The organism is Colwellia sp. KS18-150, from assembly GCF_057551365.1.
In genome coordinates this window covers 87,231-99,337 of sequence record NZ_BAAJMC010000002.1, presented here as the reverse complement: position 1 = coordinate 99,337, position 12,107 = coordinate 87,231, and the positions used below count along the sequence as shown (strand labels likewise).

Here is a 12,107-nt window from a genome sequence, read left to right as displayed (position 1 = left end):
AATGTTATTGTTGCTAGTCATGCTATTAACAATAACAAGTCATGCTGAGTCTACAGAAAAGTTAGCTGATTTTAATGATGAAATTATACGAATAGAAAAGCTGCTAGATGGCAACGTATTACTCGCACATAAGCAGTTAATTCGTTACGAAGAACAATTAGCTGAACTTTCCATTAAACAGCAAATTTCCTATCACAACTTACTCGCTCAAATTTATCTCCTTCAAACCCAATATCAGTTAGCAAAAACTACCGCTAATTTAGGCTTGGCTTTAACTAAACAGCTTTCCAGCCCAAGTATTCTAATTACAGAGCTACTCTATAGCCGTGGATTTTCCTATGAAAGCCTAGGTAGTTTTGAGCTCGCCACCCAGGATTATGAGGGAGGCTTAGAGATTGCTAAATCTTTTCATGACAAAACGTTAATTGCAACTGGGCTAATTGATTTAGGCGCTATTTATTACTTAACCGACCGATATGAGAAGTCACTAAGGATGTTACATGATGCCTATAATATTGCTAAACAAACTGATGATGATGAATTAAAAGGCTCGGTGAATTCAGAGCTGGGGATCCTCTATTCATATTTAGATCAAGATGAACAGTCGATGAACTATTATCAGCAAGCTTACCAACATTATAAAAAAGCGAGTAATACCACTTTATCTTTAAATGCTTTAGTAAATATAGCAACAAACCATTTAAACAATAAAAAGTATGAGCAGGCTATTATTGCTTATAAAACGATTATAAAAGAGTCCCATGATCTTGAGCAAGTTGAGATTATGTATAATGTTTATTCAGGGTTATCTTGGGCTAATTTAAAAAAATCACAACCAAATGTTGAAGCAAGCTATCAGTATTTATTAATTGCAAAACAGTATATTGCTGATATTGAGCTAAGAGATATCAATTTATATTACAGCACTGATGAAGCATTCGTACTCTATGAGCTTAACCGTTTAGATGAAGCATTAATCAGTATTGCAAAAGTTGAAAAGTTACTTGCATCGAAAAAGCCATTAGGGCGACTGGATATGCAAACTAAAATTAGCATTGTTAACTTGAAGTCTAAAACCTATTTTAAACTTGAACGATACAAACAAGCCTATCATTTACAAAAACAAAGATTAGCTCTAACCAAAACTTTGCTTGGACAAAAGCATATCCGCTCTGTTGCTGAAGAACGCCTAACACTGGAAGTAAAGCGTGCAGATTTACATAAGAAAATCCTAGAAAATAATCATTTATTGCAAGAGTTGGCGCTAAAAGAAGCTTCTGCAAAACAGGCACAGCAGCGAAATTATTTAATCTCCATTGCTGTGGTAGCGCTGGTTTTTGCTTGGCTACTAATTAGGTTAATACAGGCACAACGTAGGTTACATACGGCTTCAAGTATCGATATGTTAACAGGCATTGCTAACCGTAGAAGTTTGATGAGAAGCGGTCAGCAATTATTTAATCGAGCAATGTCGAAAAAAACTAGCTTGAGCGTCTTAATGATTGATGTCGATTATTTTAAAGATATCAATGATAAATTTGGCCACAATGTTGGAGACAAGGTACTTAGTGGTATTGCTTTGCTAGGCCAGAAGTTAATGAGGAAAACTGATGTTTATGGCCGTTATGGCGGTGAAGAGTTTCTTGTTTTTTTACCAAAAACGTCCCATGAGCAGGCACTGCTTATTGCCGAGCGCTATAGAGAATCTGTTAATGATGGTAGTTGGTTATCAGATGTATTTAATGACGATGAAGCAACTATTAGCGTTAGTATCGGCGTTGCCTGTACTACCGAATTTGAACCAACACAAAAAAAAGATTTAGAAGCTGTGATTTTTCTGGCTGATATGCGCTTATATCAAGCTAAGTCATTGGGCAGGAATAGAGTATGTGCAAATGATTAAAAAAATACTCAACACATTTATCTGTTCATTGTTTTTATTGCCTTTCTTCTTAGGGCGTTTTGGCTATGCCCAGCAAATTGATGAACAAAAAGTGAATACAAGTACATTAAGCGCTTTTGAAACACAACAAATTGAGCGGACAGAGTATAAAGTTACACCAACGTTGCAAGCTGTTATTGACACCTTTGAAGACTCTCCCAAGCGAGCTGAGGCAGAACTAAAAAATTCATCGATAAGTTTATCAACGTTAAATATAGCTGAACAATACGTGTATTTATTAATACAAGGAAGGATTAAACAACATTATCAAGAGCATGAGCAGGCTATAGCGTTACTCGAGCAAGCAAAAACATTAAGTGAATACATAACTGAGCGACAATTAAATCTACCATTATTTGCTGATTTATATCTTGTTTTAGAACATAGCTTAGTTGCAATAAACGATTATGAGAATGCTTATCTTGCCAAAAAATCCTATATAGAAAAGTTTAACGATTACAGTGATATTAAACGTGATGAAACTGTCGCTTTGCTTACTGAAAAGTATGAGTTAGTGCACAAAAAAGAGATCAATGAGTTACTTGATAAAGAGAGTAAATTAAAGGCATTACAATTAAGTGATTTTCAAAAGCAACAAGCGACACAACAACGAAACTTTATTTTAATCTTTGTCGGTATTTTAGTTTTTTTATTACTTTTTTTACATCAATATAGATTAAGAAAAAGGCTACTTTTACTTAGAAAAACAGATAGTTTAACAGGCTTACTTAACCGTGCAGCTTTATTTAATAAAGGGGAGGCTCTTGTTAAACACAGTCTTGAGCAAAACAAATCGTTAAGTGTATTATTATTTGATATTGACCATTTTAAGCAAGTCAATGACGACTTTGGCCATCAAACCGGCGATTTGGTTTTAGTGGAAATTGCCACCTTGGTTAATGAAACAATGCGAGCAAGAGATATTTTTGCACGCTTAGGGGGAGAAGAGTTTGTTATTTTACTTCCCGATACCGACATAGATAAAGCGAAAGCGATTGCCGTACGTGTTACAGAGAAGATTTCTCAATATCAATTTGAGCATTTAGGAATTAATCGTCCTATTACCCTGAGTATTGGTGTCGCTAACATCAGAGATACTAACGCTGTTTTCGATGACTTTTTACATGCTGCAGATTTAGCCATGTATCATGCGAAAAAATTAGGACGAAACCAAATGGTCAATTATGCAACTATTGCACACCATAATGAAAGACGACAGCCAGCAAGTTGATGAAAATTGCTGTTAGCAGCAAATAACTTGATCAACTTGGTATTATTAGCGTTTTCTCACTTTTGCTATTTTTTTTAAAGTGATAAGCTGTTACTGCTAATATTTTAATAAGAAAAATAATTCGCATTAACTGATTATACACTTGGTATAACAATGCCGGCGAAACTAGGAAAATCATTTCATGTCTGATGTACTCGAATATAGTCCTGATGGGGTAGAGCAAGTTCCCCTTAGACGCTTTACCGAAGAAGCTTATTTAAACTACTCTATGTATGTCATTATGGATCGAGCATTGCCCCATATTGGCGATGGCTTAAAGCCAGTACAAAGGCGTATTGTCTATGCCATGTCAGAGTTAGGTCTATCGGCTGCTGCTAAATATAAAAAATCGGCTCGTACGGTAGGTGATGTGCTTGGTAAGTTTCACCCTCATGGTGATAGTGCTTGTTATGAAGCCATGGTGTTAATGGCTCAACCTTTTTCTTATCGTTATCCTTTAGTTGATGGTCAGGGAAACTGGGGTGCACCGGATGATCCTAAATCTTTTGCTGCCATGCGTTACACTGAATCACGTCTGTCTCGTTTTAGTGAGGTTTTACTCTCTGAATTAGGTCAAGGAACAGTAGATTGGGTGCCTAATTTTGATGGTACGATGAAAGAGCCGAAAACTTTACCGGCTCGTCTACCTCATATTTTACTTAATGGGATTACGGGGATTGCCGTTGGTATGGCAACAGATATTCCCCCTCATAATGTTCGAGAAATTGCTGATGCCTGTGTTCACCTTATCGAACAACCTAAAGCGGAAGTTGCAGATTTACTTGAGTTTGTTCAAGGGCCTGATTACCCAACAGACGCAGAAATAATCACGCCAAAAGCGGATATAGAAAAAATTTATCAAACTGGCCGTGGTAGCATCAAAATGCGCGCAGTTTATGAGGTAGAGCAAGGTGAAGTCGTTATTACAGCCCTGCCACATCAAGCTTCAGGTGGTAAAATTTTAGAACAAATCGCTGCTCAAATGACAGCGAAAAAACTACCTATGGTGGTTGACCTTCGTGACGAATCTGATCATGAAAATCCAGTTCGATTGGTTGTGGTACCGCGTTCTAATCGGGTTGACATTGAGCAGCTAATGCAGCATTTGTTTGCCAGTACCGATCTTGAGAAAAGCTATCGCGTTAATATCAACATGATTGGTTTAGATAATAGACCTGCGGTGAAAAATTTACGTGAAATATTAACCGAATGGTTAGAGTACCGACGTGAGACTGTGCGTCGCCGTTTGCAATATCGTTTAGATAAAGTGCTGGCGAGATTGCATATTTTAGATGGTTTATTAATTGCTTATCTGAATATTGATGAAGTAATTGAAATTATCCGTGGTTTTGATGATCCTAAAGCCGAGTTGATGTCACGCTTTAATTTGTCAGAAACTCAAGCTCACGCGATTTTAGAAATTAAATTACGTCAACTTGCCAAGCTTGAAGAAATAAAAATTAAAGCAGAGCAAGATGAATTAAATATAGAGCGAGAATACCTAGAAAAAATTCTAAATTCAAAAGCGCGCATGAGCACGCTTATGAAGAAAGAAATTCTTGCAGCTGCCGAGCAATACGGAGACGATCGTCGTTCAAAATTAATTGAAAGAAGTGAAGCTAAAGCGTTAACGCAAAAAGATCTAGTGCCAAGTGAGCCTGTGACGATTGTGGTGTCTGATAAAGGTTGGGCACGTTGTGCTAAAGGTCATGATATAGATGCAACGTCAATGAATTATAAAGCTGGGGACAGCTATTTATGTAGCGCTAAAGGACGAAGTAATCGACCTGTGGCTTTTATTGACTCTTCTGGGCGTGCTTTTACCACTGACGCTCATACACTCCCAACGGCTCGAAGCCAAGGTGAGCCGTTAACAGGCCGGTTTAACTTATCGGCAGGTGAAACTTTTGTTCATTGTGTTATGGCTAATGATGAAGATAAGTACTTACTAGTCAGCGATGCGGGCTATGGTTTTATTAGCTCGTTTAGCGACATGATTTCTCGAAATAAAAACGGTAAAGCAATGATTTCATTGCCACAATCTTCAAAAGTTCTAGCTCCTCAAGTGATAGAAAATATTGATACTGATTGTTGTTTAACGATTACTACTGAAGGTAGGATGCTGGTATTTCCTGTGAAAAACCTCCCAGTGCTTAGTAAAGGTAAAGGTAATAAAATCATTAATATTCCATCGGCTAGATCTAAATCTCGTGAAGAATATGTGACTTTATTAGCTATCGTTCCAGAAGGAGCAGCTGTTACTTTACATGCTGGCAAGCGTAAATTGACTTTAAAAGTGACGGATATTGAACATTACCGAGGTGAGCGAGGTCGACGAGGCAATAAATTACCTCGAGGTTTGCAGCGAGTAGATAATGTCGTTGTAGAAGCAGTAGCTCCTGCATCCGCAGAAAGTGAAGAAGTTGCTGTTGATCTTGATGGTGAGTCATAAATAAAAAAAATTTTTTTTAAGTTAAATTCCCTTGAAATAATGACTGATAAAATGCTTTAGAGCTGATGTTTTAAAGCATTTTTTTTATTTCTATCTCGGTGAGGAATATACTTTTGAAAACATGGCGAAAGACCTTGTTAAGATTGATGAAAAGTAACAGTGACATCATTGTTTTCATTGTAAGTGCTAAGGTCTTTGTGTAAAATCTAGATAATAGTAATTCTCATTATCTATTAGTAAATTTACTATTTTTAATGAGTTTTTATCAGCGTTATCTCTAGGTGATAATCATGACATTAGTGGATTTAAGTAAAAATCAAACCGCCAAAATTAGTGCTTTGCCACTTGATGATGCTTTGGCTGCGCAATTGTTAGAGCAGGGTTTTTCTTTACGAACAGAAATTTCTCTTGCCCATAAAGCCCCTTTTAGTGGTCCGTTAGCATTTAAGTTACACAATACTAAAATAAGTATTCAACGCTCTGTCGCAGAGCAAATTCAAGTCGTTTGCCAATAATCTACTTACCCTATTTAATGAGTTCCCTTTATGAGTTGTTGTAATTCTGAACTGTCTAACAAACAGCCTTTTTCTTTACCTGACAATAATAAGCATTTTGCACTTGTTGGTTTTGCCAATTCAGGCAAAAGTACACTATTTAACTTACTGTCAAACAATAAACAAAAAGTAGGAAATTTTTCTGGGGTTACCGTTGCATCAAAAAAATCGGCAATCACCTTAAATAATGAAGCCGCGACCTTATCAGACCTTCCCGGTTTAACTTCGTTAACAAAACGAGGTGATCAAGGTCAAGATTTAACAATCTCTCAGGAATTCATCACAGAACAAAAGGTTGATTGTTTAATCAATCTTATCGATGTGAACCAGTTATCCAGACAGCTTTATCTAACCAGCCAATTACTTGAATTAGGCGTACCCATGATAGTGGTACTGAATAAAATTGATAGACAAAAAGAGTTGTCGGTTGATATTGATAAACTTAGCGAAGAGCTCGGTTGTCCGGTTTTTGCGTTAAGTGCCCAAAGTTCAGATGCATTAAGTGTTTTTGAACAAAAAATGAAAGCGGCCCTACCTAAATTAACATCGCGTAATGTAATTAAAAAAACTGATTTTAGTGAGCAGAATAGCAGTATTCAAGCTAAGCAAGATTTCATTGCTGATCTCTTGAGTCGAGTGAAAGTTAATGCGCATCACAATGCGGGAATTAGTGACAAGTTAGATAATTTTGTTCTGCACCCGATTTCAGGTATCCCAGTATTTTTAGGGATGATGTATTTGTTATTTATGTTTGCGATTAATGTCGGTAGTGCTTTTATTGACTTTTTTGACATCCTAAGTGGCACCATATTCGTCTCTTACCCATTGCACTTATTAGCTCCATTAGACTTACCTCAATGGCTTTTAACCATTGTTGAGGGGATTGGCTCAGGTATTCAAACGGTGGCGACATTTATCCCAGTGATTGTGTGTTTATTTATAGGTTTATCTGTACTTGAAACGTCTGGGTATTTAGCCCGAGCGGCATTTGTCGTTGACAGTGTAATGCAGCGTATTGGTTTACCGGGTAAAGCGTTTGTTCCCTTGATAGTTGGCTTTGGTTGTACTGTGCCTGCGGTGATGGCTACTAGGGTATTGGATAGCGAGCGAGAAAGAATTACGACTGTGATGATGTCGCCTTTTATGTCATGTGGTGCCCGTTTACCGGTATATGCCTTATTTGCAGCAGCATTTTTCCCTGATAATGGTCAGAACTTAGTGTTTTTATTGTATCTCATTGGTATTGCCGCAGCGATTTTTACTGGCTTCTTATTAAAGAATACCGTGTTATCTGGCAATAGCTCATTGAATATTATGGAGCTACCTAATTATGAAATCCCTAAAATTAGTTTAATCATTAAACGTGTTTGGCAACGCACAGCCAGTTTTATTAAAGGAGCAGGGAAGATAATTGTTATTGTCGTCTGCTTATTAAACTTTTTTAATTCAATTGGCACTGATGGCAGTTTTGGGAATCAAGACAGTGAAGGCTCTATTTTGAGTCAAGGTGCAAAAGTTGTCATGCCAGTATTAGCGCCAATTGGAGTTCAAGAAGATAATTGGCAAGCTGGAGTAGGTATTATCACAGGCATTTTTGCTAAAGAAGTACTGGTAGCAACTTTTAATAATTTGTATTCACCTCATGCTGGTGATGACGAATCAGCGCCTTCTCTAGTTGCAAGCTGGGATGAAGCGATAGCGAGTATTAAAGAAAATTTATTAGGAATAGAGCCTGATGATCCACTTGGGATCAAGGTTGGTGATCTCAGCGATTTAGAAGCGGTAGCTGTTGAGCAAGATGTAGAATTAACTACATACCAAGTTATGCAAGCTGCTTTTGTTAGTCAGCTAGGCGCTTTTAGTTATCTACTCTTTATACTGCTTTATACTCCTTGTGTTGCAGCTATGGGGGCAATTAAAAGTGAAGTGGGCAGTAGATGGGCCGGATTTGCAGCAATATGGAGCTTTTTGTTAGCTTATTTAATGGCAACACTGTGCTATCAAATGGGTAATATATTAGTAACGCCGATACTCTCGAGTATCAGTATCGTGTTAGTGATACTCTGCTTTGTTGGTGTGTACTTCTGGCTGAAACGCCAAGGTAGCAAGGTGTTATCTATCCCCATTGTCGCTAAATATAGCTAGTTCATTTAAATGTCGGGATCATGGGTTATGCTATTTATTAACTGTGCTTATACAGGGTAGAATAGCGACTAGTTAATATTTTAGACTAGGATCCCGATGACCATTCTTTCCATGATAGTTGCCACTGCTGATAATAATATTATTGGCAAAGACAATGATATGCCGTGGCATTTACCTGCCGATTTAGCTTATTTTAAAAAAATTACTTTAGGTAAGCCCATTATCATGGGCAGAAAAACCTATGAGTCAATTGGTAGGCCATTACCAGGTCGTCGAAATATCGTTATTTCTCGTGATGAAAACTATACCGCTAAGGGCATTGATGCTGTTACTTCGGTTGAGCAAGCACTAGCATTAGTCGACGGCTCAACTAGTGATGATGCAGTTGACGAGATAATGGTTATTGGTGGTGGTGCTATATATCGTCATTGTTTAGCCAGTGCAGATCGTTTGTATGTCACTCATATCAAAGCCAATATTGAGGGCGATACCAAGTTTCCAGATTATAATGACGGTAGTTGGCAAAAAATCTCAAGTGAATTAAGAGTGAGCGATGAAAAAAATGCTCATGATTTGGATTTTAGTGTCTATCAACGTGTAGCTAATGTCACTTAAACCAGCATTAATGACTAATAACATTTTGGCGATTATGGTCCTTGTATTTGGCATCAGTTCAGCTTTATATGTCAATTATGCGCTTGAGGCTACGGTTATTGGCTCAGCATATCACTATGGGTTATGGTCACTTTTACCCGCCTTTACTACCATTATTTTATCTTGGTTAACGAGAGAGCCACTCATTGCTTTATTAAGCGGAATTGCTGTAGGTGCTTTTATGATGGGGCAATATGATCTGACAGATCAGATTTTGATCCCTTCAATGGCTCAAGTTGGCACAGCAGGTATCTTGCTACTTTATTTATGGCTGCTAGGCGGTTTATTAGGTGTTTGGTCGAAAACAGGAGCGGCTCAAGCTTTTGCTGACTTCATGGTAAAACATTTTGTTCGTGGTCAACGCTCAGCAAAATTAGTTACTTGGTTTTTAGGAGTTCTGTTTTTTCAGGGCGGTACTATGAGCACAGTGCTTGTTGGTACAACAGTACGTCCTTTAGCGGATAAAGCGGGTATCAGTCATGAGGAAATGAGTTACATTGTCGATTCAACGGCTTCGCCTATCGCTATTGTTATTGCTTTTAATGCTTGGCCAGCCTACATACAAGCATTACTTTTTGTTCCTGGAGTGGCATTTTTAGCGACGGAAGCAGATCGTTTAGCTTTTTTCTTCTCGGCAATACCTTTTAGTTTTTATGGTATTTTAGCTGTCATTGGCACGCTATTGTTAAGTTTAAATATAACTACATTTTCTGGTAAACGTATTCGTGATGCACATCACCGTGCAGCGACTACTGGTGAATTAGACGCACCTGGGGCAAAGCCATTAAGTGCCAAGGAATTGCAAACCAGTGATGTGCCAAAGGGCTATCAGGCTCATGTACTCGAATTTATCTTACCTTTAGTTAGCTTGATTGCTGTTGCTATCATTACTTTTCTTATTTATGGCTCACCAAAAATCAATTGGGCGTTTGGCATTGCATTATTAATGAGTGCCGTATTTGCATTAGTTAAAGGTATGTCTTTAGGTCATGTTATTGATGGCTTTGGTAATGGTTTAAAAGGCGTGGTGTTGGCCTCTGTAATCTTGGTTTTAGCGGTGACGATTGGTGCTATTAGTAAACAAATTGGCGCAGGTTTATATTTAGTCTCATTACTAAGTGAACAATTACCGTATTGGTTACTACCAGTTGTTTTACAAGTGATGGCGATGTTAATTGCTTTTTCTACTGGTACAAGTTGGGGAACTTTTGCTATCGCATTTCCATTGGCAATGCCTTTAGCATGGGCTATTTCACAAAGTGCCGGTATTGCCAATCCTGAGCTTTATATGATGATCTGTTTTGCAACGGTACTAAATGGTAGTGTTTATGGAGATCAATGTTCGCCAATCTCTGATACCACGATTCTTAGTTCAATGACCACAGGGTGTGACATGATGGATCATGTTAAATCACAAATTACTCCTGCTACTTATGCGGCAAGTTTAGCCGCCATGTTATGGACTGCTACCGTGATTATTTTCGCATAAGAAACGAAATAATTTATCAAATAAAAAGCCGATATTGTTTGTTAACAATATCGGCTTTTTAGTTATTGATTATCTAATCTAGCTCGTTAGTTCAGGTTACTTCACAATAATCATGTTTGCTTACTGAGTATGACTATAGACACACCGACAATTAATTATTCACTAACGTAATCTAGAATACCTATTGCTGCTTTTCGGCCTTGATCGATAGCAGTAACCACTAAATCTGAGCCTAAAACCATATCTCCACCGGCAAAAACGTTTTGCTTAGATGTTTGTAAAGCAAAGTCACTATTATCAGTTGCCAGTACACGGCCACGAAAGTCAAGCTCAACACCAGCATCTATCATCCATTGTGGTGGGCTAGGTAAGAAACCAAACGCGATTACTACAGCATCAGCTTCCATCACAAATTCGCTATCTTTTATCGGCTCAGGGTTACGACGTCCATTTGCATCTGCTGCCCCTAGTTGAGTTTTAACAAACTTAACACCAATAGCGTTACCTTGTTCATCAACAGCTATATCAAGTGGCTGTATATTAAAAGCGAAGTTAACACCTTCTTCTTTAGCGTTTTGAACTTCACGTGGCGAACCTGGCATATTGGCTTCATCACGTCGATACGCACAAGTCACTTCAGTCGCCCCTTGACGAATTGAAGTACGTACACAGTCCATCGCGGTATCACCACCACCAAGTACGACAACCTTTTTACCTTCAAAACTAACATACGGTTTAACTTGGTTTGACTGCTCTTTCGTGATGCCCATGACATTTTGAGTATTACCAATCAAGAAGTCGAGTGCGTTATAAACACCAGGAGCACTTTCGTTATCAAAGCCGCCGCTCATGTCTTTATAAGTACCAAGCGCTAAGAATACTGCATCAAACTCATTGCTAATGTCTTCAAAACTGATATCAACACCAACATTAGTATTTAAGCGGAACTCAATGCCCATACCTTCAAATATTTCACGTCGTGTTTGAATAACATCTTTTTCAAGCTTAAACGACGGTATACCAAAGGTCAGTAAGCCACCAATTTGAGCATGTCTATCATATACCACGGCATCAACACCATGACGAGTTAGTACATCAGCACAAGCTAGACCTGCAGGGCCTGCTCCGATAACAGCGACACGTTTTCCTGTTTTGACAACTTCAGATAAATCAGGTTTCCAACCTTGAGCCAACGCGGTGTCGGTAATATGTTTTTCAATATTTCCGATAGTAACGGCGCCAAATTCATCATTTAATGTACAAGCTGATTCACATAATCTGTCTTGTGGACAAACACGGCCACACATTTCAGGTAAGCTGTTGGTTTGATGACACAAATCCGCTGCTTCGAATATTTTACCTTCAGTAACTAGCTCTAACCATTGTGGAATATAGTTATGTACCGGGCATTTCCACTCACAATAAGGGTTACCACAGTCTAAACAACGATCTGCTTGACCAGCACTTTGTTCATCGCCAAGTGGTTGATAAATTTCTACAAAGTTTATTTTACGTTCTTCGATCGACTTTTTAGCTGGGTCAATTCGCTTTACATCAATAAATTGATAAACATTCTTACTCATAGCTCTCTATTTCCTAAT

General features: G+C 38.1%; 8 protein-coding genes. 7 read left to right on the top strand and 1 reads right to left on the bottom strand.

Annotated elements, in window-relative coordinates; translation table 11 throughout:
• Positions 1-19 precede the first annotated feature (19 nt).
• The 7 genes from AC27IF_RS03780 (at position 20) to AC27IF_RS03750 (ending at position 10,506) form a co-directional block, all read left to right on the top strand.
• Entirely contained in the window at positions 20-1,903 is a 1,884-nt protein-coding gene (locus AC27IF_RS03780; RefSeq protein WP_487052381.1) for a diguanylate cyclase, read from the top strand.
• A complete protein-coding gene (locus tag AC27IF_RS03775; protein ID WP_487052379.1) occupies positions 1,896-3,173 on the top strand; it encodes a GGDEF domain-containing protein in 1,278 nt (425 codons plus the stop codon). Before AC27IF_RS03780 ends, AC27IF_RS03775 begins: the two co-directional genes overlap by 8 nt.
• A 181-nt stretch (positions 3,174-3,354) precedes the next feature.
• On the top strand, positions 3,355-5,664 hold the full coding sequence (parC, locus tag AC27IF_RS03770; protein WP_487052377.1) for a DNA topoisomerase IV subunit A: 2,310 nt from the start codon (positions 3,355-3,357) through the stop codon (positions 5,662-5,664).
• Positions 5,665-5,954: 290 nt separating this feature from the next.
• Positions 5,955-6,179, top strand: coding sequence for a FeoA family protein (locus AC27IF_RS03765; protein ID WP_487052375.1), 225 nt, complete (start codon positions 5,955-5,957; stop codon positions 6,177-6,179).
• Between the two features lie 30 nt (positions 6,180-6,209).
• Complete coding sequence (gene feoB / locus AC27IF_RS03760; protein WP_487052373.1) at positions 6,210-8,363, top strand: ferrous iron transport protein B; 2,154 nt, start codon at positions 6,210-6,212, stop codon at positions 8,361-8,363.
• A 96-nt stretch (positions 8,364-8,459) separates the two neighbouring features.
• On the top strand, positions 8,460-8,978 hold the full coding sequence (gene folA, locus AC27IF_RS03755; protein ID WP_487052371.1) for a type 3 dihydrofolate reductase: 519 nt from the start codon (positions 8,460-8,462) through the stop codon (positions 8,976-8,978).
• Entirely contained in the window at positions 8,968-10,506 is a 1,539-nt protein-coding gene (locus tag AC27IF_RS03750; protein WP_487052369.1) for a Na+/H+ antiporter NhaC family protein, read from the top strand. Before folA ends, AC27IF_RS03750 begins: the two co-directional genes overlap by 11 nt.
• A gap of 155 nt (positions 10,507-10,661) precedes the next feature.
• On the opposite strand, the gene AC27IF_RS03745 is transcribed toward AC27IF_RS03750, so the two are convergent.
• Complete coding sequence (locus AC27IF_RS03745; RefSeq protein ID WP_487052367.1) at positions 10,662-12,089, bottom strand: FAD-dependent oxidoreductase; 1,428 nt, start codon at positions 12,087-12,089, stop codon at positions 10,662-10,664.
• Between the last annotated feature and the right edge of the window lie 18 nt (positions 12,090-12,107).